Raw genomic sequence first — 23,672 nt, 5'->3', positions numbered from 1 at the left:
CCAAAGTCAAGTCATCACTGGCGTGTCTGACCAGTTGATCTGTTCAAACAGGGCTTGCAGTTTCGCCGTGCGCGCCGGATTGATCATGCGCATATAGGCCAGCTTGCCTGCCAGATGAGCGCGAAAATCGGCATGGCCTTCACGGTTTTGTGACGCTGGATTGTGGCGCAGGCAGTTAGTCAGTGTAGCTTTCAGGGTATCAAAATCGCTGCGTTTGATATTGCAGTGGTTGTTGACGACGATGCCGGTGACTTGCTGTCTGGTTGAGGCCCGCATGATGCGGGTCTTTTTGTAATTCAATACAAAACCTTCTTCCAGTACGATGGTCGCCACTTGCGGGATGAAGCGTTGCAGGCATTGCTCAAATTCTTCATCACCAGAAAATGTCAGGTCATCTGCATAGCGACTATAACTGGCCTGCATGCTATCCGCCAAAGCTTGCAGGCGCATGTCAAGACGGTAGGCACAGAGATTGGCGAGGGCAGGGGAGGTCGGTGCACCTTGTGGCAGATGTGGACTGCGCAATAGATGAGCAGAGCTGACTTGAGCAAATGGGCAGCGGGTTTTGTCTTTGACGATAGCAGTGGGTGTGCGGTTGCAGCACAGGCGTGCCAGCGTACCCGCCACTTTTTCTGGATAGCCCAGTTTGGTGAACAGGGCATGCAGGCGTGAACCTGGGATGCTCGTAAAAAAATCCTTCACATCCAGCCTGACCACGACACGTTTCCCCGTGTGTTGTGTCGCATGGCTGATGCTCGAGCGGCCATGTTGAAATGCCTGCGCTGCCGCATGTGGCGGCACCTTGTTCAATATCTGTTGCAGGATTTTTCTTTGTATATGGCGCAGGCGCGACTTGGGTATTTCCAGCAAGCGCCAGCCGCCGCTTGCTTTTTCCAGCCAGCGGTAATGATAGTGTCCGAGTTGTGGTGCTGCCTGCGCATCCTGTCGCCATTGATCAGCAAACCAGGCCAGTTCATTGACAGTCAGGTTCAGGTGTCTGGCCAGATCAGCGGAGTTATTAAATTCAGGCAAGACCAGGGCTTGCAGCCATGCCGGTTTTTCTGGGGCGATCGCTGGCAGCAGGCAATACTGTTTGATTTGCGGTTTTTCCCCGTCGCGCCAGGCACTGGAGTAGCCATGGTCGTCCAGTATCAAGGCTGCCATTTCATGGCGGCTGTAATGATAAAAATGCGGGCCAGCATGCTGTTCAATTTTTTGACACAGCGATGGTATCCACGGCCATTTCCTGCCCAATACCCAGCTCATGTTTTTCATCAAGGCGATATGGCTGCATTCACCTGCCAGTAAGGCGTCTGCTATGGCTAAAGCGACCTGTTTGGGAATGTCCATGAGTGAAGGCAGTAGCGTATGATCGTCGGCAGCGGGGCGGCGGAGAGCCTGCAACCAGTCTCGTGTAGTGTGAGCTGTCCTGCATGGAATGCAGGCAGGCTCACGCGATGAAATACCAGGTAAATTTATCCCGCGGGGTAACCCCGCAGAGGCACTATGGACTTGCGTCTGAGCGCCAGCTTGCAGGGTCCGCCGCAATGCGAAGATAGAGTAAGCAAGCTTGCCTGTCAATCCTCGCTTGCCAAGTCATAGCTATTACTCGCTATATTTCTCTACTGCTTTTTGATAGGCAGGACGAGCCGCTACCATATCGACAAAGCCGGTCAGGTTGGGGAAGGCTTCACGGCCAGCACCGCGCACGGCTGACTGTACAGCGAAAGACAGTTGTATGTCTGCGCCCGTCAGGCTGTCGCCGACGAAATAATCACGGCCTTCGAGTTCAGCATTCAGGTAGCCGAAATGGTTGGCGATTTCGCCGTTGATACGTGGGTGCAAGGGGGCACCAGCTTCACCGAGGCGGCTCACATACAACTTCAACAGTAGCGGCAACATCGCTGAACCCTCGGCATAGTGCAGGAACTGCACGTAGCGGTTGTAGTCAGAAGCGCCGACGGCAGGGGCCAGGTGGCCATTGCCATAAGTGCGTATCAGGTAGTCGATGATGGCACCGGATTCGATCAGGGTCTGATCCTTGTCGCGTACGACAGGTGCCTTGCCCAGCGGGTGTATCTTTTGCAGTTCCGGCGGTGCCAGACGTGTCTTGGGATCACGGTCGTAAGAGATGACGGTGTAATCCAGCCCCAGTTCTTCGAGCAACCAGGTAATGCGGCGTGAGCGTGATTCTTTTAAGTGGTGGACTTCTATCATGGCAGCCTCATGGTGTGGGGAAATTAGAAAATCGGGAAAACCCATTATGCCCAGTTTTTACAAAGCCTGCGCCGGCATTGTTTAATTCGCTAGAGTGTACGCTCTAGACTTTCTTCAAGGAATCGTCGTCTGCGTCATATCCCTGACACAAGGCCACCCTACTATCTTCCATTTTCCAGGGGAGTAGCCAGATGCAAAACGATCAGAAAAAAGACCTGCAATTACCCAAAAACACAGGCAGGCGCAGCTTTGTCATCAAGATGTCTTCCGTCGCTGCCGTCATGGCATCGGGCGGTGTGTTGACAGCCTGCGGTGGTTCATCGACGGTATTGAATGGCGAGATGGCAGCCTTTAATTATGGCGTGGCCAGTGGCGACCCGCTGGCCGACCGCGTCATCTTGTGGACACACGCAAAAATATCGACCGATGCCAGTGTTGACCTGGCCTGGCAGATGGCGGCAGATGCGAGTTTTGCCAGCGTACTGTTTTCTGGCCGGGTGACAGCAAGTTCTGCCACCGGTTTTACTGCCAAGGTTGATGCCAGCGGCCTGGCTGCGAATACTGAATATTACTATCGCTTTGTCGCACCGAATAACAGCATCTCGCCGGTAGGCCGCACCCGTACCCTGCCGGTTGGCAATGTCGATCAGGTCAAGCTGGCGGTGTTCTCTTGCAGTGACTATCCTGCCGGTTATTTCAATGCCTATGACAGTGCCGTGTCATCTGGTGCGCAGTTTGCCCTGCACCTGGGGGACTACATTTATGAATACAAGGATGGTGTTTTCCCACCAGCCACGGCACAAGTTGCAGGCCGTATTTCTGCTCCAGCGAGTGAGATTGTCACCGTTGCCGATTACCGCGCCCGCCATGCCCTGCACAAGGCCGATCCTTACCTCAAAGCCCTGCATGCACGCATGCCCATGATCGCCATCTGGGATGATCATGAGTTTGCCAATAATGCCTGGATGGATAGTGCAGAAAATCACAATCCTGCGACCCAGGGTACATGGGCTGCACGCAAGGCAGCGGCCAGTCAGGTCTATCATGAATGGATGCCTATACGCTCGCCAGACACCAGCAATCTGCTGAAGATTTACCGCTCGTTTGATTTTGGTAATCTGTTGTCGCTGCACATGCTTGATACCCGCATGATAGGCCGTGAGCAGGCACCAGACCGCATGCTCGATGCCCAGGGCCGCGATGTAGAAGATCCCAAGTTCCTGCCTTATGCCTTCAACAAGAACAAGCAATTGCTCGGCGCTACCCAGGAAGCCTGGCTGGATACGCAAATGACATCGTCCAAAGCCACCTGGCAGGTACTGGGTAACCAGACCGTCATGGGCCGCGTGCAATTGCCTGCATCCGTATTGATGACGAATCTCAGTGCTGACTCAGTGACAGCTTACCTGACGGCCAAGGCCACCCAGGTAGCGGCGCAGACCCAGGCACAAAAAGACTTGCTTGATCCTTTGAAGAACCCCAAGATATCCTATAACTTCGATAACTGGGAAGGTTATCCGAATGCCCGCGACAGGGTCTTCAGCATGGCTGCAAAACAGAAAACTGCGGGCAAGAAATTCCTGGTCCTGTCAGGTGACAGTCATAATGCCTGGTTCAACAAACTGACACTGACAGATGGCACACTGGTTGGCGCAGAATTCGCTGGCATGTCGGTGACTTCAGGTGGTTTTGAGAGTGTGTTTCCGCCAGCAGTGGTGCCGCCCGCGACACTTGCAGGTACTATCAAGGCACTGGTCGATGACATCACTTATATCGACACCTACCGTCGCGGCTATATGCTCATTACGGTGACACCGGCGCAGGCCAAGGGTGAATATGTGTATGTCAGTACCGTCACCAGTTCCAGCTATACCACCAGTGTGGATGCTTTCAGCTACTTTGGCTGATGTGAATCAGGTACCGGGGCGGTCGCCCCGGTATTCCATCGCCAGTACTTCTTCATCTGAATCAGCCTCCACTGTCATAAATCCCAGGCGCTGATACAGATGCAGTGCGCCCGGGTTATCGCGATAGACCCGCAGGCTCAGCACAGGCAGGCCAGTCGTCACAAGGGCCTGCTGCATCAATTGTCCGCACAAGACGGCGCCATATCCCAAACCGCGTGTTGCCGGATCAACGATGATACGGCCCAGGTGCGCCCGCTGCGCATCCCGCTTCCAGAATTGTGCAAAACCGAGGACAAGCTCTGCATTATCCACGAGGACCAGACTGTGTGAATCCGGTTTGGCCAGCAGCGCTGGCAAGCTGGCGGTCTCGAAGGGAAATGCCAGCATTGGCCCGGCCCAGCGGGCGCAAGCCTTACTATCCCCTATCCAGGTCGCGATGACGGCATAGTCAATCATTTGTGCAGGACGTAAGCGCAGAGACATGTTCAGAATAAGTGGATACAGTGAATTGCCAGCATAGCCTGCTCCTCACGCCGCCGCAATGCATGTCAATTTTGCAAATAAAGCGGTATTTTTATGGCAATTTAACCGTGGACTGTACATGGCCGGATATTGATAATCCATACGCGGCTCACAAGCGCTGCGGGTAGCAATGGCAAATCTCAGTTGTTGCTACTCACTCATGATGAAATCCAGATTAACCAATTGAAAAATCATCTATGCCAAACTTACTAGCTGGTAACACCGGACCTGTTCATCCTGTTCATGGCAATAAACTGAAAATGTTGGGTCGCTGGAGCATCAGGGCCTTGCTCTTGTTGCTGCTTATCGTGCTCGTGCTGACAGGTTTATTCCTCGTTATTAACTGGAAAGATGAAACCCTCACAGATCAGGCCCAGGTTTTATTGCAGGAAAGAACAGTGCAATTACCGGATGCGCAGAATGGTTTTTATATCCTGAAAATGATGGATGCACCTGCAGACACAGATGTGTTCAAGGCCGGTGTAGAGAAGACGAATGCCGAGCGTGCCCTGTACCTGAAAAACCGCGCGACTTACCAGTCCTTACAAAATACCACGCCGCAACAAGGCATAAAATTCAGCTGGGATCAAAGAAATTGTCAGCGTGCCGTCAACTGTGTGCAGGATACTCTGGCACACAGGGGCGAGCTGTCAGAACAAATGAAGAACAATCATTTGCTGCTACAGCGCTATGAGCAGATGCAAACTATGGGCGGCTTTGAAGAGCGTCTGCTGCCAAGCATCAATGCTGATTTTCCCTTGTACGGTTTATTGTTGAAAGCCATGGAAATGCAAACAGCCCAGGCCGTGTTTGATATTGCTGACGGCAAGCTGGAAACTGGATTGCAAGTGCTGGAAAATAATCAACGCTATGCCAGACTGGTGTTGAAGAACAGCTATCTGATGTATTCCAAAATGGTAGCGATGACAGGCTTGCGCAAACAGGTGCGCACCGTGAGTGAACTGGCGACACTGTACCCTGCACTGCTTGCACAATATCCTGAACGCATGAAGCAACTGGCCAGCCCCATGTCTGATGCAGAGCGCAGCCTGTCGGCAGCATTTGCACACGAAGCGCTGGCGGGCATGCACTTTAACCTGGATTTGCGTGATAGTAATCAATCCGCACAAGTGGCCGATGCCGGGGACGTAAGCTGGCCTGTGCACTCCTCGCTCAAATACAGCTATCAGCCGAATGCGACCAATAATCTTTTGGCGCAGTATTGGGACATACTCATCAATACCGCAAAACAGCAGACCCCCGATATGGCTGCCATGAAAAAACAACTGGCAGAATTGGAGACGCACCGTCTGGGGTCGGGCATATTCTCATTCCACCATTATGTCTATAACCCGACAGGGAAAATGCTGGTGCAGGCAGGCATACCAGGCTTTTACACCCCTTACCTGGAAAAGAGTATAGATACGGTAGGCTATATGCGGCTGGTGGCGCTGCAACTGGAGATACTTGAGAAAAAAATTCCTGAAGCTGATATTTCCCGGTTTGTAGCGAATGCGCACCAGGCTTACCGCAACCCCCATGATGGTTCAGCGATGATATGGGATGCCAGCAAACGGCAATTGCAGTTTGCCGGACATGAAAAAGACACAGGCAATCCTGATGGTGGCAAAATATATGTCATTCCCATGATTTGAGCTGGAGTTGCATGTCTGGTTTTGTGGTGCTGGTGGTCCTATTTGCTGCTTTTTTGCATGCAGCATGGAATGCGGCAATAAAAATTGGCACAAACAAATACTTTAATACAGTATTGGTGACCTCTGGCGCCGGTCTGGTTTGTGCAGCAGTCCTGCCCTTTGTGCGGCAACCCGCATTTGAAAGCTGGACATTCATGCTGGCTTCGGTGGTCTTGCAAGTGGCGTATTTTTATTTGCTGGCTGCCGCCTACCGGCATGGCGACATGAGCCAGGCCTACCCTATGATGCGTGGCACTGCACCTTTGCTGGTGGCCCTGGTCAGTGCCAGTGTGATCGGTGAAGCTGTACCCACCTTGCGCTGGCTGGGCTTGGGCATGCTGGTGCTGGGCATACTGGGCTTAAGTCTGTCTGGCCAGACCAGCAATGGGGACAAATCCCAGGCATTGGCAAGCCGTGGTTTTGCCTTGCTGAATGCCTGTTTCATTGCCGGATATACCGTTGTTGATGGCATAGGTGTGCGCAAGTCTGGTGCGCCCGCTGCCTATACCATGTGGATTTTTTTGCTGACTGCATTGGTCTTGCTGGCTATTGTCCTGCTCAGGGACAGGCAGGCATTTTTTGCATACATCAGAGGTAAATATTTTCTTGGTGTGGCAGGTGGCACTGCTTCAGTCGCTTCATACGGGCTGGCATTGTGGGCCATGACCCTGGCACCTGTGGCCGCCATTGCTGCCCTGCGTGAAACCTCGATACTGTTTGCCACCGCGATTGCGGCCTGGGTTTTGCATGAAAAAATCTCAGCCAGGCGGTTGACGGCTATTTTGCTGGCGGTAGCGGGTGCCATCGTCATCCGCTATACCTGACAGACCTACTCTTTGATCGCCTCAACACTGAATGACAAAGTCACTTCATCACTGACAAAGGGGACGTAGCGGCCTACACCATAATCGCTGCGCAGTATTTTGGTGTAACCGTTCGCGCCGCAGGCACGCTTGAGGTAGATGATCATGAAGCGGCAATCAAACTGGGTGATATCTACCGTTACCTTGCGGGTGACATCCTTGATGGTCAGGTCACCCTCCACCTGCACCAGTTTGTCTTCATTAAAGACCAGCTTGTTCGACTGAAAAAAGATTTTTGGGTATTTCTCTGCATTGAAAAAACTGGTTGAACGCAGGATATTATTGAATGTATCTGAACCAGTATTGATGGAGTCTGCCTCTATGGCAATCTGCAGGCTACCGGTCTTGTTCTCCATGTCCAGTTCTATGCTACCGCTATTTCTGTCGAAACGGCCGCGCTGCAGGGACAGGCCCCAGTGCTTGTATTCAAAATTGCTGTATGTGTGTTCCTGATCAACGATGTATTTGTCTGCGGCATATCCGCTCATGCCAGTACAGCACAATATCAGCAGCAGGCATTTTCTGAACATGGCGGTTCCCAGAAAAAAGGCGGTAACAGCTATCATAAGCTGTTACCGCCAGACTTGCCAGTTGAGCTTGGCGTCTTAAGATTTGACGAACTTCAGTGTCATCCTGTCGCTTTCGCCGATTGCTTCATACTGAGCCTTATCTTTTTCCTTGTTGGCATAGGTAGGTGGCAAAGCCCAGACACCATTTTCATGGTCGGCATTGTCTTTAGGGTTGGCATTGACTTCAGATTTTGCAGCCAGTTTGAAGCCCACGCTTTCAGCCAGTTTGATGACATAGCTTTCATGCACATAGCCCGTGCTGGCTTTCTCATCCTGCACCTTGCTGGCTGGCAGACGATGCTCAACCACACCAAATACACCGCCTGGTTTCAGGCTGTCATAGGCATTCTGGAACAGGGCTTTCATCGCTGGTTCGCCATTGCCTATCCAGTTATGGATATTCCTGAAAGTCAGTATCATATCGACGCTGCCCTTGGCCGCATATTCCAGTTTGGCGGGAGGCGCAAACAGACCCAACTGTACTTTGCCATAAATGGCTGGGTTGGCATCCATTTTTTGCTTGAAACTGGCAGCACCCTTGCTGACGGCCGGGTCGCCCAGCGCCGCAATCATCTTGCCATTGTCGCGCAAATACGGTGCCAGAATTTCTGTGTACCAGCCACCACCGGGGGACAGTTCAACCACAGTCATATTTGGTTTGATGCCAAAGAAAGTCAGGGTTTCATACGGATGACGCGCGCCGTCACGTAAGGCATTGGCTGGCGTGCGTTGTTGTCCGGCAATGGCAGCCTTCAAGGCATCATCGGCCAGCACTGCCTGGCTGGATGCCAAACCTGTGATCAGGCTCATGGCGAGCAGAAATTGTTTCATACAAAGTCTCCTGAGGAAAAGTGTTGTGACCGCCACGCCGGATAAACGTTCCATGGCGTAGCAATTGTTCTTCGTGCAGCGCATCATAAGCGGTTTTCAAGAAGCTGCGGTAAATGTCACGGAGATGTAAAAAAGAAAACAGAATACAGGGTATAATCGTGCATGCATTTCTTCTCTAAGTGTTTCATGAAAAAATCTCTCCTCCTGGTATTGCCCCTGTTGTTTCCTGTCCTGTCTTTAGCACAAACACCGGTATTTCGTTGTGAAGTTGATGGCCGTGTGGTCTGGTCAGACAACCCATGCAAAAGCAAGGGCAAGGTAGTGACCATCAAACCCCTGAAAACCCAGCCTGCAAAAAACGATAGCGCACCCAAGCCACAGCCTAAATAAGTTTCCTTTTCAGGAACTTCGCTCATTAGTGATAGTCTCAAGGCAACAATTATTAAGGAGACTATGATGAAAAATCCGATTTCCCGCCGCTACATCCTGGGGGCCTTGCTGGCATTGGCCAGCCTGCCCGCTGCCGCTGACTGGTCAGATGGCTGGTTCAAAGGAAAGGCCGTAGAAGGTTCAGGCAATATCCAGAAACAAGACCGCACCGTCACGGGTTTCTCTGGCATAGACCTGGCTTTGCCCGCCAGACTGGAATTGCGCCAGGGCGATAAAGAAGGTGTACAGGTAGAGACTGACGACAATCTGCAGTCGCTGGTAGAAACTGTGGTTGAGAGTGGTTATCTGAAAATCCGCAATGCCGACAAAAACACCTACCCTAAAACCAGGACCATGAATATCGTGGTGTATTGCAAGAACCTTGAAAAAATCGCTGTCAGTGGTTCAGGCAAGGTCTGGACCGACAAGCTGGCCAGCAAAGAATTGCAGACCAAGATAGGTGGCTCAGGTGATGTACAGATCAAGGCCCTGCAGGCAGATAGCCTGAGTGTGGTCATAGGCGGCAGCGGCAATTTCGTGGCTGCCGGCAATGTCAATGATGTGGCTGGCACTATCGGTGGCTCTGGCGATATCAAGCTGGGCAAACTGGAAGCGCGCAACGTCAAGATCAAGATAGGCGGCTCGGGCACAGCTCAGGTCTGGGCCAGGGACAAACTGGATGTCAGCATAGGCGGCTCCGGTGACGTCAGTTATTATGGCGATCCAAAAATCAGCAAGTCCATAGGTGGTTCTGGCAAAGTAACGCGCAAGGGCGACGTGCCTGGCTAGGCAATGCGGCCCGTAGTCTGCAATCTGCACTTGGATATCGTCCTTGCGGATTACTGGCGCGGGCCTGTAATAATTGGCTTAATAATCGGGTCTGCAATATAAATCAGTACCAGCAACACCGCAATGACAGGCAGGACGGCAATAAAGCCCAGGCCGGCGTAAGCAAGAGCACCGCCGACCGCACCCACTACAAAACCCGCAACCGCAGGTATGAAGCGGCGTATGCGTTCGCGCGCTATAATGTTACCTGATGCGGCATCGACGAGGTCAATCACGATCTGTGTCACATTGCCGGTCATGACCGTGGTAGGTACCAGGCTGGACAGGCTCAGGCGGCTGGTGCCATTCTGCAAGCCCATGGCCAGCGCACCCAGCATGCCGGTGGCGATGGCGGTGTATCCGGGGTTGGCATCCAGGTCAGGCCGCAGCAAAATACCTGTCATGGCAAACGCGAACAGGAACAGGGCTTCCAGCGCCAGCAAGGTTTTTAATACCCTCGTGCTGCCACGTGCGCTCAAAAAGCCGTGTGTCCATTTGGCCACCAAGACACCGGCGATGAAGGCCGGGAATGCCAGGAACTTTAAAGTCATGCCGCTGCCACCATGCACGAACGCTGCACCTATCAGGACAAAGTTGCCCGTGACATGGGCAGTGAATAGCCCGAACAGGGCAATGAAACCCAGGGTATCCACATAGGCAGCGACCAGGGCGAGCAGGGGTGCCATCCACGCATTAAATGCCGGTGCAGGGTTACTCGCTGGTGTTGCAGGAGAGGTGTTGTTGGGCATATTGTTTGTCCGTTTTCAGTAGGGTGACTCAGGCGCTCAGCAAGAGCGTGGCTGCCAGCAACAGGCCACCTGCCAAAGCAAGATGCTCCAGAAACACGGTCAGTATGCGTCTTGCTTCCTTCGCATTTTTCTCGCGCCAGAATGCATGAAACAGCAGCGTTGCCATACCGGTGAAACCAGCCAGGGCAAGCGCTGACCAGCCGCCCAGATAACGCAGCAGGGGTTGCTCGGGAAAGAAGGCTGCTGCCAGCAGGCACAAACCGCCAGCAGTCTGCAAGAACACGGTGCCGCATAATAAAATCACAGGAGCAAAAGGCAGTTGCGCACGGACTTCAGCAAGCCCGTCTTGCCAGTGCAACAATTTGTCAGCGGCACTCCAGGCAAACACACTGGCCAGCATAGCCAGGGCCAGTGTCTGCATCGAAGAGGGCAGTGTCATAGCCAGCACCCACAACCCAGTGCGCCCCAAAAACTTTTTTCATCCGATACCGGTACGGGATTGAGCCAACTGGACGTGTGGCCATGCCCATGAACCTGGCAGGGTTTCGCACAGCAGTTGGCATGCTGTACAGGTTTTTGCAGATGACCGGTTTTGTTTTTTTGCACCAGCGGTTCGCGCCAGTAGCCACCAAAGACATTGGTTGGTGCCCAGTCATTGGCTGCCCGTGGCATCGGTGGTGCGAGGTCAGAAAACACATCGTCACCATGCACGACCTTGCCGCCAACAACGGTCAGGTGCGACACCAGGCTGGCGATGTCCATTTCAGGAATGGCAAACAGATCGGCTGAGGGCACGATGAAGTCCGCCAGTTGTCCGGCCTTGATCTGCCCCTGTCTGCCATCTGCATTGGCAAACCATGCACTGCCTGTGGTCCACAGACGCAAGGCGGTTTCACGGTCCAACAGATTATCTGACTGATACAGCTTAGTACCACCGACGGTCCTGCCAGTGATCATCCATGCCAGGCTGACCCAGGGGTTGTAACTGGCAACGCGGGTGGCATCAGTACCGCCGCCGACTGGAATGCCGGCATCAAGCATGCGCCGCACCGGGGGTGAATGCGCTGCCTTCTGGCTACCATAGCGCTCGATGAAATACTCGCCTTGATAGGCCATGCGGTGCTGTATCGCGATACCGCCACCCAGGGCCCTGACGCGGTCTATGTTTTGCGGGCTGATGGTTTCTGCATGATCAAAGAACCAGTGCAGATTATTGAATGGAATATCGCGGTTCACACGCTCAAAGGTATCGAGTGCCCGGCTGATGGTTTCGTCATAAGTCGCATGCAGGCGGAAAGGCCAACGCTTTTCCACCAGCAGGCGTACTACGCGCTCCAGCTCATCTTCCATGCTATCGACAGGAGTTGGGCGCGGCTCGCGAAAATCTTCAAAGTCAGCCGCTGAAAATACCAGCATTTCACCCGCACCATTGTGACGGTACATCGCATCGCCGGACAGGGGCGGCAGCAAATCACTCCAGGTCTGGAAATCTTCTACTTCCTGCTTAGGTCTCTGGGTAAACAGGTTGTAGGCGATGCGTACAGTCAGCTCGTCTGCCTTCTGCAGTTTTTCTATGATGCGGTAGTCATCCGGGTAATTCTGAAAACCGCCACCCGCATCAATGACTGAGGTAATGCCGAGCCGGTTCAACTCGCGCATGAACAGCCGGGTAGAAATCTCTTGCGCATCCGGGTCCAGTTTGGGTCCCTTTGCCAGGGTTGCATACAGGATCATGGCATTCGGTTTGGCCAGCAAAAGCCCGGTCGGGTTGCCCTGTTTGTCACGCTCGATTTCACCACCCGGCGGACTAGGTGTGTCTTTGGTATAGCCGACTGCACGCAGGGCTGCGCCATTGAGCAGCGCACGGTCATACAGGTGCAGGATAAACACAGGCGTATCAGGTGCGGCAGCATTGATTTCTGCCAGCGTTGGCAACCTTTTTTCTGCGAACTGATGCTCAGTGAAGCCGCCAACCACCCGCACCCATTGTGGGGCCGGGGTACGGGCCACCTGTTCCTTGAGCATACGCATGGCGTCTGCCAGGGAGGGCACGCCATCCCAGCGCAATTCCATGGTGTAGTTCAAGCCTGCCCGTATCAGGTGGGTGTGGCTGTCGTGCAAGCCGGGAATGGCGGCGCGGCCTTTGAGGTCGATGACCTTGGTGTTCGACCCCATGTGACGGCGCACTTCTGCGGCATCACCGACGGCGATGAATTTGCCATCGGTAATCGCTACCGCGTTTGCCTGAGGGTTTTGTTTGTCCAGGGTAGTGAAACGGCCATTCAGGTACAGTGTGTCGGCGATAGCGATCATGATGTCAGTTGTCGTTAAGATTGATCATAGGCTGCATTTCGGGTACTACTCATTGTCACTCATTGTGATTCAATGCGTGACTTTGCGTGCAGCCATTTTGTGTACATGGGTGATTGCATAATCTATGCCAGAACCATAGGCGCCGCTATGTTCAACCACCACGCCTGTCGTGCCTTCGTAGGTATCCTTTTTAGCCCAGTCGCGTTGCAGTTCCAGCAGATACTGCTGCCAGGTCATGGGCACCGCACCTGCCTGTATCATGCGTTGCAAGGCCATGTTATGGGCAGCGGCTGAGGTGCCGCCAGAGGCATCTTCAACGAAATACACTTCATAGCCATCTCGCATGGCTTCCAGCACCGGGAAGGTCAGGCAGACTTCAGTCCACAATGCCGCAAACACCAGTTTTTTGCGGCCAAATTTTTTCAACTCGGCTTTGACTGCTTCATCATCCCAGGTATTCATCGAGGTACGTTCAAAAATCTTGTTGTCTGGCAGCTCGGCCAGCAGTTCAGGCCAGATTTCACCGGAGAAACCGGCAGTCTCTACTGAAGTCAGCACGGTCGGTACCCGGAATACCTTGGCAGACTTGGCCAGGCCTATCACATTGTTTTTCAGCAGTTGGCGGTCTATGCCGCTGGCAACGCCGAAGGTCATTTGCGGCTGATGATCAATCAGGATCAGGCTGTGGTTGGAGGCTGTCAGTAAATCCAGTTTTGGGTTGCTCATGATGTGTACTCCGTTAATTTGAAATGCTGGGTTTTTAGGGGCTTGCTGGTTTGTGTCCAGACATGTGTACTGTAGATTGTTTCCATAATGTGCACTAGATAGTAAAATGTCTTCATTAAGTATCCAGATTGGAAACATTGCATGGACAGACTCGATGCCTTTCGCGCTTTTGCCCTTTCCTGGCAGCATGGCAGCTTTGCTGCGGCTGCACGAGAAATGGATGTGACGCGCTCACAGGTCAGCAAGCTGGTGGCCTCGCTCGAGGCAACTTATAACGTCAAGCTCCTGAACCGTACCAGCCGCGCTTTGTCATTGACCAGCGCAGGTGCAGAACTGCATGAATACGTGCGCTCTATCCTGGCACTGTCAGATGAAGTAAGCCTGGCCCTGACTGAAAGACGTACCCAGGCTGTTGGCAAGCTGGTGGTAAATGCACCCATGAGTTTTGGCACCATCATGCTGGCACCGCGCATGAGTCAGTTTTTGAAACAGCATCCGCGTGTTGAGTTACGCATGGACCTGAACGACCGCATGCTCAATCCCATAGAAATGGGTTTTGACCTGAGCCTGCGCATCGCCCATGTGAGTGATTCCAATCTGGCAGCACGCCGCATCTGTGCCGTTAAACGGTCGCTGTATGCCAGCCCAGCTTATCTGGAGCAGCATGGCATACCCGGAGAGCCAGCACACCTTGCCCAGCACAGGTGCCTGAATTATGGACACAACCTGACCGGGGCGGAATGGCTGCTCAGTGATGGCCGCAGTGAAAAACGCGTACGCGTAGGCGGTGCCCTGTGTTCGAATAATGGCGAGATGCTGACGCAAGCCGCCGCCGATGGTCTGGGCATAATCTTGCAGCCGGATTTCATCACCCAACAATGGGTGGCACGGGGTGAGTTGGTCCAGATACTCGGTGAGTGGCAGGAGGCTCCATTGATCAGCCTGTATGCCCTGTACGTGCCGTCCAGCAGGTTGCCCATGGCGGCCAGGGCCTTCATTGATTTCCTGGTCAGGGAATTCAATGATGAAGCGCTATCTCCATTCGCTTAACGCAAGGGCATGTAGATATTTGTCAGTAAATCTGCGGGTGCAGTATCACGCGGGTTGTTCAGGTATTCTTCAAACGGCGGCGCATCGTCTATCTCTTCACCGGATGCAGGCAGCCAGACGCCAAAGAACCAGCGATACACCGGCTGCATGTCAGAGTAAGGCCCCTTGTAAGTCAGCACGGCATATTTGCCACCGCGCAGCTCTGTCAAAGACAGGGGTTCTTGCAATGCCTGTTCCGGCAAAGGCTGCGGTGCGCTGATGCAGGCTTTTGAGCGCAGCTTGTCTTCTTCCACCGTCATTGCATCATCGTAGTAAATCCCTATCCAGCGGGTATCTTCCCTGAACAATTGCCTTGATGCGGCACAACCGGTGAGAATATCAAAGGTCTTGCTGATGCCCATGTAGTTGCCAAGATTATCTATGCCCAGCAATTGCACCGGGGCTATGCTGGTGATACTGACCGGGAAATGCAGGTCAGCACTGAGTTCATCCGGCAGAGGGAATTGCTGGTGGCTGCCCTCCTTGCGGTAACGCGCCGGTGGTTGCCCATACACAGATGCAAAAATACGGGTGAAAGATTGCAGGTTGGGGTAGCCAGAAAATTCTGCGATTTTATCTATCGCCATGTCGCTGCGCGCCAGCAGGGTGGCGGCTCTTTGCAGGCGCAGGCGCTTGACCGTCGCCACCACGCTCTCGCCATGAATGGCGCGATAGATACGGTGCCAGTGATAAGGCGACATGCAGGCGATGTCGGCCAGCTTGTTCAAATCCAGGTCTTCATCCAGATGCGCATGCAGGTAATTGGTGACGCGGGAAAGACGGCGTTCATAACTGACTTGCAGGGCTGGATTGGTGGACAATGCGGACATGCTGGCCTTGTAAAGAAATGTGGTTGGTGCTTATTTTATACCGATGTAGATCGCCGCTTGTGCAGGTCCCTGATATTCTTCAAAGTCAGTCAGGTAGCTGCGCTGGTATTCTGACTGACCCGAAAAATAAGACCACACCTCACCCCAGCCTTTGATGATGGCAGCAGGCATTTCACCTTCGCAATTGAATACCATATAGCGACCGGCAGCGATGCTGACATTGGCCAGCTCTGCTGAAGCCGCCATGACCGCGACACCGGCTGTTACGTTAAACCAGCCATTCGCATCACTTTCATAATTTGAATACACGCCATAGATTTTTCCATCGCCGGTTTTGGCTGGCAAGGTCTCTGGCAAATTTCTGGCAAAGAATTGGCCCCACAGGGGTCCTATCTTGCCGGTGGCATTATCAGCTTCATCGGCATTGCGGGTGCGTACTTGCAGGCCACTGATCTGGAAGCCACTTATTTCCACAACTTTTTCCACAACTTTATCGGTGATTTTTGTTTGCATGGTTTTTCCTGCTCCTTGTTAGCGGGTCTTATTTGTTGAGCGGTTGACGTATGATGGTCTTCCAGTTTGCCGGTGCGGCCTTACGTATGTCACTCAGGTAAATCTCATGATGCTTGCCTGTCAGCTTGCCGTTGGTATTGATGTACTGATGCAGGCGGTCTATAGTCGGCCCTTCTTCGCTAAAAGGGCCTTTGTGCAGGATTTGTGCGCAATGCCCTTCATTGAAACTTTCAAAACGTAAATTCTGCAATGCTGGCAGAGTTTTTTTCTTGTCTGCTGCAACGATGGCGGCTGCTACCATCTCTGCGCTGATAAATCCGGGCTGCATGATCATCATGGTCCATTGCCATTCGCTTTTGCGGTCCGCCACAAAAGCTGCCATGTCCTCGGCCCACCACAGGCCTTCCAGCGGCATGACGGCATAATCAATTGCCGCGCTGCTCTTTCTGACCATGAACTTCAGGGTGTAAGCTACTGTGAACAGGGCTTCCACAGCTGCCGCATAATGACTGGATGAATTTGGATCACCCTGGCCATCTATCATGAGAAAATGAAAGTCAGGCACATCCACTTCAGCCACCGCAGTGGCAGATGCCTGATATACAGATTTAAATTGCTTCTTCAAATCCAGCTTATCCATGATTAAGAAATGCACTAGTCAGCGAGGTGCTCACCTTAACATGAAGGGATTTGACAAATCTTGCGGACTTGCATTGTCAGGTCTGGAAAAGGAAGAGTGATGAATGACAATGTGAAGATACGCTGCGCTACGGAAGCCGACATCATCGCCATGCAGGCCCTGATCGCCCGCTCGGCAATACAGCTTAGCGCATCCTTTTATACGCCTGAGCAGGCGCAGGCCTTGCTCACGCATGTGTTTGGTGTCGATAGCCAGCTCATCCATGACCAGACTTATTTTGTCATCGAAGAGCAGGGCAGCATGCTGGCTTGCGGTGGCTGGAGCAAGCGCAAGACCCTGTTTGGCGGTGACCAGGCCAAGCAGGGTGTGGATAACTTGCTTGATCCGGCGACCGATGCTGCACGCATACGGGCTTTTTTTGTCGAGCCCAAGGCAGCGCGCCGTGGCCTGGGCAGTCTTTTGCTCGAACATTGCAGCACCCAGGCACAGGCGGCGGGATTCAGGGTATTGGAGCTTGCCGCCACCATGCCGGGTGAACCGCTTTACCTGGCTTGTGGTTTTACTGTATTTGAGCGCTTCAATCTGGATTTGCCTGGCGGCGTAGTTGCACCATTAAGTCGCATGCGCAAGCAACTGTTTTAGCTTACTTGCCATTGGGAAATTAAAATGGCCTGTAGAAAAGTATATTGTGAAATAGCTATTGAATTTCCGGTGCAATCCCATACATGGTGCACTACTCGCACAATGGACAGATGATACTGTGTTCTCCCAGAGACAAATAGCTGGTTTTCAAGCGACCGGCACATGCAATCAAAGTGGCAATTTATGCCAGCCTGTTGTATCTTGTTGCACACATAGATTTTTCTGAAGAGGTAATTCGCGTGAAAGGTATCCTGAAGTTTCTGGCTGCTGCCAAGCTGGTCGAGTTATCTGATGAAGAAAAATTGAAATTGCATGGTGTGGCGCCGGGCGACGAACTCCTGATAAACCAGGCTGCCAGCGAATTTACCGATGAAACTGCGGGCACCAATCCGCCGCCGTTGCCGGACACCAGTGACGCTGGTACTTCCTTGGCTCCACCCATCAATCCACCCATCGCCTACGCGGCGGCTGATGTCGCCGGTGGTAAATCTTTTGAAGATATCTTCAAAAGCGCCCAGATACCAGATTCCCCTTTCCCGGCTGAACGCCTGCTCAGGCTGCTTGACGGCTTGCGCGCCATGGATGAAGCCACCCGCAAGGCAGCAGTGCATGCCATGGATGCGGCTGACGATAACTGGACTATCGACGATTCCATCATTGATGCGCAAAGAAAAATCGCCGCACTGGAAGACTATCAAAAAGCACTTGAATCGCAGCTCACCGCCAACCAGCAGCAGGTGATTGCTGAAGTCGCTGATTTGAAGGCGGCAGAAGAAAGAGCCGTTACAGAAATCCGCAAGCAGATCGCTGAAATGGAAAGACTGCTGGCACGCGAGATACAAAAAACCGCAGAACAGATCACCAATCTGGAAGGTGGTCAAAAAGCTGCGCAGGAAAACTGTGAGCGCGAAGTGAAGCGCCTGCAGGCAGAAGTAGAAAGATTGCGCGAAATCCCTGCGCAATTTTCACACTGAGTTCAGAACAATCCAGACCGAACTTACACCGACCTCACACTGACTAACAACACATCATCAAGGAATGACCATGGCTACAGCTAGCCCTCTTGCTAAAGGACTTATTGCAGTGATTATCCTAGGAGCCGCAGGCTCTGCGGCCTGGAATCTGGCACTCAAGGACTGGTGGGCCAACCGGGCTGATGCAAAATCCGGTACGACAATTTCCGCCAGTGCACCTGCAAGCGGCAAAGCCAATGGCGTGACGCCTTCTGGCAAGCCTGCTCCTGCGCCAGTATCGGGCAGCGGGCCACTCGGTTCTAGTGGCAATCCCTTGAAGGTCAGTATCGTCAGCTTCCATGGTTATGCACCTGCGCTGGTTGCCAATGGCAACAGCCTGACTACCCAGCCCAATTCTGTATATGCAGCCAAGGGCGTGAATATGCAATTCGTCATTCAGGATGACATCCCGGCGCTGGCAACCGTGTTTGAGTCTGGCGCTGCGCAATGCGCGTGGCGTACGTCTGACTCCTGGGCGCAGGAACAACCTAATCTGCGCAATGCGGGTCTGGATGCGCGTGCCGTGATGGTGGTTGATAATACCCAGGGTGCCGATGCTGTCATCGCCAAAGACGGTGGCATACGCACTATTGAAGACCTCGCTGGTCATTCGGTCGCCGTACTGCAGTTCACTCCTTCGCATGGCATGCTGATTGATGCGATAGAAAATTCTTCGATGACTGCGCGCAAGAAAGAAAGCGTCAAGTTTGTCTTCATCAATGCTGATGAGGGTACTGCGGGTGTACGCGCTGCACTGGAATCCGGCAACGTCGATGCCGCCGCGCTGTGGGACCCTGATTTGTCACTGGCACTGCGCAATGTCAAAGGTGGCCATGTCGTGTATTCGACCAAGACTGCTACCAACCTGATTTTTGACATCATGGTGTGTGACAGCCGCGTACTGGCAAAAGAAGAAAACATCCCTGTCATCCAGAAATTTGTGGAAGGCTGGATGGAAGGCGTGACACAGGCAAGAGCAAAACCTGACAATGCCGTCGATGCCCTGGTGAATACGGAAGAATTTTTTAAACTGTTGGCCAAGCAGGAAGGCAAGCCTTTCATCAAGTCCCTGTTCAACAACCTGGTATGGACAGGCCTGGAAGACAATGCCCGTATCCTGGGCCTGGTTGGCGGCACCAATCACTATGACCGCGTATACCGTCGTTTTGATGGCATCTACCGTGCTGCAGGTGCATTGGCGAATCCAAAATCGCCCGTCGTCAATCCACAAGAGAGTTTTGACTACCGCTTCATCAAAGCCATGCTGGCCAAGAATACGGCAGTGGAAACAGCAGCAGCCAAACCGCAATACCAGTTTACAGAGACTGCGCAAAAAGTGGCTACTCAACAGGCCGCCAGCGTCACCAAGCCAGTCACCGTCGGTTTTGCTACCGGCAGTGCCGAACTGACGAAGAAAGCCCAGCGCGTCGTTGATACAGAAATGGTGCCCTTCATAGAAAACAATGGCAGCGCCTATTTTGAAGTCAGCGGTAACAGCGACGGTGTTGGTGCACGTGACTCCAACCTGCGTCTGTCGCAAGCCCGTGCTGCGGCCGTGGTGAAGTATTTGAATGAGCAATGGGAATTCCCTAAAGCACGTTTCAAGATCGTTGGTAATGGCCCGGATAAACCTTTGTGTAATGAAGGCAATCCGGCAGCGGATGGCCTGGCACTGGAAGATTGCCGCGCCCTGAACCGTACAACCCGCATCGGCGTATTCGCACGTTAAGCATCATGACGACATTCTGGAATCCCTATGCCGTCATGTCGCCTGGCTTGCGGCGTCAGCTCGGCATAGCATCAGTGGCCACGGTACTGGTACTGTGGGCAGTCATTGCTGCATCAGGCATGGTCAGCCCGACCAGGCTGCCATCGCCCTGGGCCGTGGCACAAGCCATGCTCTACCTGTCATGGAATGAGGGTAACAGCATGTTGTTCAATGCCACCCTGTGGTCGGCTGGGAGGGTATTGGCCGCTGGCCTGCTGGTCATCGCCATAGGCATACCAGTGGGTGTCGTGATGGGTGCAGCACCGCGTTTAAATGCCTTGCTGTCGCCACTGATCGATCCTTTCCGTTCTGCGCCTGTGGTTGCCTTGCTGCCCATTCTCGTCATGTGGCTGGGCATAGGTGAGGTCATGAAGATCGCCTTCCTGTTCATCGGTGCCGTGGTGTACCTGGTGCCCATGGTGCGCGATGCCATACAGGCCGTGCCACAAAGCTATTACATCAGCGCCCGTGACCTCGGTGCCACACCGTGGGAATGCATACAAAAAGCCGTATTGCCCATGGCCATGCCGCGTATTGCTGACGCTGTCGTCGTCAGTATCTCGGTCATGTGGACTTATATTACCGTCGCTGAATACGTCAATGCCCGCGAAGGCCTGGGCCAACTGATACAGAACGCGCGCCGCTTCAGCGCCATGGATCAGGTGTTTGCCGGCATCATCGTCATCATCGCGTTGGCACTGGTGACTTACCAGTTGATGCGCCTGTTGAAAAGAAAACTCTATCCATGGGAAACTTCGCAGTGAATATGGATACCAAGACTGATACTATGGCAGACACCAGCCCTGCAAGCACAATGACGACCAGCACAATGACGACCAGCACCGACATCAGCCTGCAACTCAATGAAATCGTGCAGGAATATGCCAATGCAGATGGCCCTGTGACCCGTGTGATTGATGGCATCAGCCTGTCTTTCGACAAGCCCACCATCAATATGTTGCTGGGCCCCTCAGGCTGCGGCAAAAGTACCTTGCTGCACATGATGGGTGGGGTGCGTCCTTTTGGTGTGCAGTCACCCACATCTGGTTCCGTGCATATCAATGGCGAAGCATGTGACGGGCCGCATGATGATGCCGTCATGGTATTCCAGCGCTACGCCAACCGGCCAGACCTGACTGTTTATGAAAATGTCGCGTTCCCGTTTCGCCTCGGTTTGTGGAAGAAAAAATTTCCCGAAGCTGAATGGAAAAAGCGGGTAGATGACATGCTCGAAGCCGTCGGCCTGGCAGATAAAAAAAACCTGTCGTCTGCACAATTATCCGGCGGCCAAAACCAGCGCGTGGCACTGGCGCGGGCGCTGGTATTGCGACCACGTATCCTGCTCATGGATGAGCCTTTCGGCGCACTCGATGCACAAACCCGTGAAGAAATGCAGCAACTGCTGATTACCCTGCACAAGACCAGCCCCTGCCTGATCGTCTTCGTTACGCATGATGTGACTGAGGCCTTGTTGCTGGGTGACCGTGTCATCGTGCTTTCTACCCAGCCCGCCAAGATTGCTGACGACTTTGAAATTACCGAGAGCCGCCCGCGTTCAGCCGTATGGCAGCGTTCTACCGAAGCAGTCAACATGCAGGAACGTGTACTGACACAACTACACAAACTCAGTCCCGGACGCGGTACGCTCAGAGTCACCATTTGAAATAAAGAATTGAAATAAAGAATTGAAATAAAAACGTGCAGATCAAACAAGTTTCATACGTTAAGGAAATGCTGTACAGCCAGGGCAATGTGTTTGCCGTGCTGGGCACGGTCGCCGCCAGCGTCTTGATATCCATACCTTACGGCTTCAATGCCGCGCTGATACCCCTAATAGGTCTGGTGGCCGGGGAAACCATCGCTGCCATGTTTATCCCGTATTCAGAAAATTTTCGCGCCACCGTCGACAAGAAATACCGCGAGCAGGAGAGGGCCGCTTCCAGACAGCACTTCCTAGAAGAAATCCACAAACGCGAAGGCATCGCCTTCAAGGTATTTGGTTCCATGGATGCTTATCAACGCATGCTGCAGCATGTTGCTTCACTTTACCAATATGCCAGCGACAGCCGCACCAGTTTGTCCATGAATGATGTGGAAAAACTTGATGATGCTACGCTAGATTACCTGAGCATGTGGCTGGCGTTGACGGTCATAGAAGAGCGGGCCAATTCCGTCAACATGAAAGAAGTGGAAACACGTCTGGAACGCATCGATCAGGATTTACAGGATATCAAACCGGGCATGGACCAGTTGCAATTGCAAAAAGCGCGTAATGATTATCTTTCGCTCATCACACGCCAGCGCCGCATGCTGAGTCGCAAGGCGGCGATAGAAGCCGCCATCATTTCCATGCCCGACCAGATGGATGAGATTTACCAGACCATCATGACCGCGCCGACTTCATCCGACGTTGATTCCAAACTCGCAGAATCGATAGCCAAGCTGGGGCTGGAAGAAGACCTGGAGGCGGAACTCGAAGGCGCCTTGCGCGATACCATGCCGGTGATTTCGCAAGAGCTGGAAAACCGCAAGCAAAGCCGCATTGCAGCTGGGGTAAAAGTACAGCCGCAGGCACAGAAAAATACGCAGTAAAAAATATTCAGTAAACACTGGAAAGCGAAGATCATGGAATACAGCATCATCACGCAGGAAGATTTACAGGGCCTGGCAGATTTCGAGCTGGCACAGGCTAGGGTAAAAAATGCGCTGAATCTCGCTGGCGCAGAAGGTGCGGTAGGCTTGCTGCGTTTCTTTGCCCGTTATACCAGCTGGAATGGTTTCTTTGGTTCCGGCGTGGCTTCATTGTCCGGCAAGATAGGCCGCTCGCGCACCATGTTTGTCGATCAGACCGTGGCAGAACGCTTGCTGAATGACCGCAGTGTTTTTATCGCGAGTTTTTTCTTTGATGCTGCACGTGATGAATTCGATGACCGCGATACCGAATACCGCGATACCCACCGTTGCCTGGCGCAGGCAACCCTGGCTGGCTTATTGCGTTATGCACGTCAGCAAGGCTATGCCGCTTCCACTGCGGAGCTGAATAAAATGCTCAACGAACCCGCCTGGTTAAAGACCCTGAATGCCAAGGTTGCGCAGGGTTATGGCAACGGCAGTGAAGACAGCAGGGACGCCATCATGGCAGCGATAGGCTACCATCTGGGCTCAGAAATTCTGGCTGACCGCGAGTTCTCCATGATAGATGAATACCTGCGCAAGGAACAAAAAGAAGTCACCCGTTTCCTGAAAAAGGCCAAGCAGGAAATCGCCGGTCAAAACCATCCATGTTATCAATGGTTGCAGATACATAGTGGTCATGGCGGCGCAGCCGAGGCTGACCATTTTGCATGGGCCACCAAAGGTGCCGAACTGGCCTTTACTTATAGCCCCAAAAAAGAACATGCAGCCATGCGTGCCAGCCTGGATCATGGCTTCCAGACTTTTGCCAAGCATCACAAAACTTTTTTCGAAGCGATAGTTCGATAACACTATCAACTCATATTCAACTTATAGTCAATTCAGGTCATTTATT

The 23,672-nt window shown here is 53.0% G+C and carries 25 protein-coding genes; 13 read left to right on the top strand and 12 right to left on the bottom strand.

Annotated features, from left to right (window positions below; genetic code table 11):
- Nucleotides 1–6: 6 nt before the first annotated feature.
- Together UNDYM_RS25915 and UNDYM_RS25910 are read right to left on the bottom strand one after the other, a co-directional pair.
- Complete coding sequence (locus UNDYM_RS25915) at nucleotides 7–1,350, bottom strand: reverse transcriptase family protein (RefSeq protein ID WP_162043717.1); 1,344 nt, start codon at nucleotides 1,348–1,350, stop codon at nucleotides 7–9.
- Between the two features lie 255 nt (nucleotides 1,351–1,605).
- Nucleotides 1,606–2,217, bottom strand: a complete 612-nt coding sequence (locus tag UNDYM_RS25910) for a glutathione S-transferase family protein (protein WP_162043716.1) — start codon at nucleotides 2,215–2,217, stop codon at nucleotides 1,606–1,608.
- Between the two features lie 191 nt (nucleotides 2,218–2,408).
- Between UNDYM_RS25910 and UNDYM_RS25905 the strand changes: the two genes are divergently transcribed.
- Nucleotides 2,409–4,124: an alkaline phosphatase gene (locus UNDYM_RS25905; protein ID WP_162043715.1), complete on the top strand. Its 1,716-nt coding sequence runs from the start codon at nucleotides 2,409–2,411 to the stop codon at nucleotides 4,122–4,124.
- A 6-nt stretch (nucleotides 4,125–4,130) separates the two neighbouring features.
- On the opposite strand, the gene UNDYM_RS25900 is transcribed toward UNDYM_RS25905, so the two are convergent.
- Nucleotides 4,131–4,607, bottom strand: coding sequence for a GNAT family N-acetyltransferase (locus UNDYM_RS25900; protein ID WP_162043714.1), 477 nt, complete (start codon nucleotides 4,605–4,607; stop codon nucleotides 4,131–4,133).
- Between the two features lie 236 nt (nucleotides 4,608–4,843).
- Here UNDYM_RS25900 and UNDYM_RS25895 point away from each other — a divergent pair, with 236 nt between their 5' ends.
- Both UNDYM_RS25895 and UNDYM_RS25890 read left to right on the top strand, forming a co-directional pair.
- On the top strand, nucleotides 4,844–6,301 hold the full coding sequence (locus UNDYM_RS25895; RefSeq protein ID WP_162043713.1) for a hypothetical protein: 1,458 nt from the start codon (nucleotides 4,844–4,846) through the stop codon (nucleotides 6,299–6,301).
- Nucleotides 6,302–6,312: 11 nt separating this feature from the next.
- Nucleotides 6,313–7,164, top strand: coding sequence for a DMT family transporter (locus tag UNDYM_RS25890; RefSeq protein WP_162043712.1), 852 nt, complete (start codon nucleotides 6,313–6,315; stop codon nucleotides 7,162–7,164).
- 5 nt (nucleotides 7,165–7,169) lie between these two features.
- Here UNDYM_RS25890 and UNDYM_RS25885 read toward each other — a convergent pair whose 3' ends face one another.
- Together UNDYM_RS25885 and UNDYM_RS25880 are read right to left on the bottom strand one after the other, a co-directional pair.
- Nucleotides 7,170–7,733 (bottom strand): YceI family protein, encoded by a 564-nt coding sequence (locus UNDYM_RS25885; RefSeq protein ID WP_162043711.1) that lies wholly within the window; start codon nucleotides 7,731–7,733, stop codon nucleotides 7,170–7,172.
- A gap of 75 nt (nucleotides 7,734–7,808) precedes the next feature.
- Nucleotides 7,809–8,603, bottom strand: a complete 795-nt coding sequence (locus tag UNDYM_RS25880; RefSeq protein ID WP_162043710.1) for a class I SAM-dependent methyltransferase — start codon at nucleotides 8,601–8,603, stop codon at nucleotides 7,809–7,811.
- Nucleotides 8,604–8,789: 186 nt separating this feature from the next.
- Between UNDYM_RS25880 and UNDYM_RS25875 the strand changes: the two genes are divergently transcribed.
- A complete protein-coding gene (locus UNDYM_RS25875) occupies nucleotides 8,790–8,993 on the top strand; it encodes a DUF4124 domain-containing protein (protein WP_162043709.1) in 204 nt (67 codons plus the stop codon).
- A 66-nt stretch (nucleotides 8,994–9,059) separates the two neighbouring features.
- Nucleotides 9,060–9,821 (top strand): head GIN domain-containing protein, encoded by a 762-nt coding sequence (locus tag UNDYM_RS25870; protein ID WP_162043708.1) that lies wholly within the window; start codon nucleotides 9,060–9,062, stop codon nucleotides 9,819–9,821.
- A gap of 50 nt (nucleotides 9,822–9,871) precedes the next feature.
- On the opposite strand, the gene UNDYM_RS25865 is transcribed toward UNDYM_RS25870, so the two are convergent.
- The 4 genes from UNDYM_RS25865 to UNDYM_RS25850 form a co-directional block, all read right to left on the bottom strand.
- Complete coding sequence (locus UNDYM_RS25865) at nucleotides 9,872–10,609, bottom strand: YoaK family protein (protein ID WP_232063596.1); 738 nt, start codon at nucleotides 10,607–10,609, stop codon at nucleotides 9,872–9,874.
- Between the two features lie 28 nt (nucleotides 10,610–10,637).
- On the bottom strand, nucleotides 10,638–11,048 hold the full coding sequence (locus UNDYM_RS25860; protein ID WP_162043707.1) for a hypothetical protein: 411 nt from the start codon (nucleotides 11,046–11,048) through the stop codon (nucleotides 10,638–10,640).
- Nucleotides 11,045–12,922 carry an amidohydrolase gene (locus tag UNDYM_RS25855; protein WP_162043706.1) on the bottom strand — a complete coding sequence of 626 codons (1,878 nt, stop codon included), beginning with the start codon at nucleotides 12,920–12,922 and terminating at the stop codon, nucleotides 11,045–11,047. Before UNDYM_RS25855 ends, UNDYM_RS25860 begins: the two co-directional genes overlap by 4 nt.
- 69 nt (nucleotides 12,923–12,991) lie before the next feature.
- The gene (locus tag UNDYM_RS25850) at nucleotides 12,992–13,648 is read right to left on the bottom strand and encodes a hydrolase (protein ID WP_162043705.1); all 657 of its coding nucleotides are present in this window, start codon (nucleotides 13,646–13,648) and stop codon (nucleotides 12,992–12,994) included.
- 141 nt (nucleotides 13,649–13,789) lie between these two features.
- Here UNDYM_RS25850 and UNDYM_RS25845 point away from each other — a divergent pair, with 141 nt between their 5' ends.
- The gene (locus UNDYM_RS25845) at nucleotides 13,790–14,698 is read left to right on the top strand and encodes a LysR family transcriptional regulator (RefSeq protein WP_162043704.1); all 909 of its coding nucleotides are present in this window, start codon (nucleotides 13,790–13,792) and stop codon (nucleotides 14,696–14,698) included.
- Here UNDYM_RS25845 and UNDYM_RS25840 read toward each other — a convergent pair.
- Genes UNDYM_RS25840 through UNDYM_RS25830 form a run of 3 tightly spaced genes read right to left on the bottom strand, consistent with a single transcriptional unit; the run spans nucleotide 14,695 to nucleotide 16,720 of the window.
- Entirely contained in the window at nucleotides 14,695–15,567 is an 873-nt protein-coding gene (locus UNDYM_RS25840) for a GyrI-like domain-containing protein (protein ID WP_162043703.1), read from the bottom strand. The two genes, UNDYM_RS25845 and UNDYM_RS25840, sit on opposite strands and share 4 nt — an antisense overlap.
- A gap of 30 nt (nucleotides 15,568–15,597) precedes the next feature.
- Nucleotides 15,598–16,080 carry a GyrI-like domain-containing protein gene (locus tag UNDYM_RS25835; RefSeq protein WP_162043702.1) on the bottom strand — a complete coding sequence of 161 codons (483 nt, stop codon included), beginning with the start codon at nucleotides 16,078–16,080 and terminating at the stop codon, nucleotides 15,598–15,600.
- Nucleotides 16,081–16,108: 28 nt separating this feature from the next.
- A complete protein-coding gene (locus UNDYM_RS25830; protein ID WP_162043701.1) occupies nucleotides 16,109–16,720 on the bottom strand; it encodes a GyrI-like domain-containing protein in 612 nt (203 codons plus the stop codon).
- 99 nt (nucleotides 16,721–16,819) lie between these two features.
- Between UNDYM_RS25830 and UNDYM_RS25825 the strand changes: the two genes are divergently transcribed.
- The 7 genes from UNDYM_RS25825 to UNDYM_RS25795 all read left to right on the top strand — a co-directional run bounded on the left by UNDYM_RS25825 (nucleotide 16,820) and on the right by UNDYM_RS25795 (nucleotide 23,626).
- The gene (locus tag UNDYM_RS25825) at nucleotides 16,820–17,362 is read left to right on the top strand and encodes a GNAT family N-acetyltransferase (protein WP_162043700.1); all 543 of its coding nucleotides are present in this window, start codon (nucleotides 16,820–16,822) and stop codon (nucleotides 17,360–17,362) included.
- 239 nt (nucleotides 17,363–17,601) lie between these two features.
- Entirely contained in the window at nucleotides 17,602–18,336 is a 735-nt protein-coding gene (locus UNDYM_RS25820; RefSeq protein ID WP_162043699.1) for a hypothetical protein, read from the top strand.
- A 70-nt stretch (nucleotides 18,337–18,406) separates the two neighbouring features.
- Nucleotides 18,407–20,104, top strand: coding sequence for a phosphate ABC transporter substrate-binding/OmpA family protein (locus tag UNDYM_RS25815; protein ID WP_162043698.1), 1,698 nt, complete (start codon nucleotides 18,407–18,409; stop codon nucleotides 20,102–20,104).
- Between the two features lie 5 nt (nucleotides 20,105–20,109).
- Nucleotides 20,110–20,907 carry an ABC transporter permease gene (locus UNDYM_RS25810; RefSeq protein WP_162043697.1) on the top strand — a complete coding sequence of 266 codons (798 nt, stop codon included), beginning with the start codon at nucleotides 20,110–20,112 and terminating at the stop codon, nucleotides 20,905–20,907.
- Nucleotides 20,889–21,806: an ABC transporter ATP-binding protein gene (locus tag UNDYM_RS25805; protein WP_232063595.1), complete on the top strand. Its 918-nt coding sequence runs from the start codon at nucleotides 20,889–20,891 to the stop codon at nucleotides 21,804–21,806. Before UNDYM_RS25810 ends, UNDYM_RS25805 begins: the two co-directional genes overlap by 19 nt.
- Before the next feature lie 35 nt (nucleotides 21,807–21,841).
- Nucleotides 21,842–22,735 (top strand): hypothetical protein, encoded by an 894-nt coding sequence (locus tag UNDYM_RS25800; protein ID WP_162043696.1) that lies wholly within the window; start codon nucleotides 21,842–21,844, stop codon nucleotides 22,733–22,735.
- A gap of 33 nt (nucleotides 22,736–22,768) precedes the next feature.
- On the top strand, nucleotides 22,769–23,626 hold the full coding sequence (locus UNDYM_RS25795; protein ID WP_162043695.1) for a hypothetical protein: 858 nt from the start codon (nucleotides 22,769–22,771) through the stop codon (nucleotides 23,624–23,626).
- The last annotated feature ends 46 nt before the right edge of the window (nucleotides 23,627–23,672 follow it).

It is taken from the genome of Undibacterium sp. YM2 (assembly GCF_009937975.1).
Lineage (GTDB): Bacteria > Pseudomonadota > Gammaproteobacteria > Burkholderiales > Burkholderiaceae_D > Undibacterium.
Note: the sequence above shows the minus strand (reverse complement) of the source record. Positions and strands in the feature narration are given on the sequence as shown.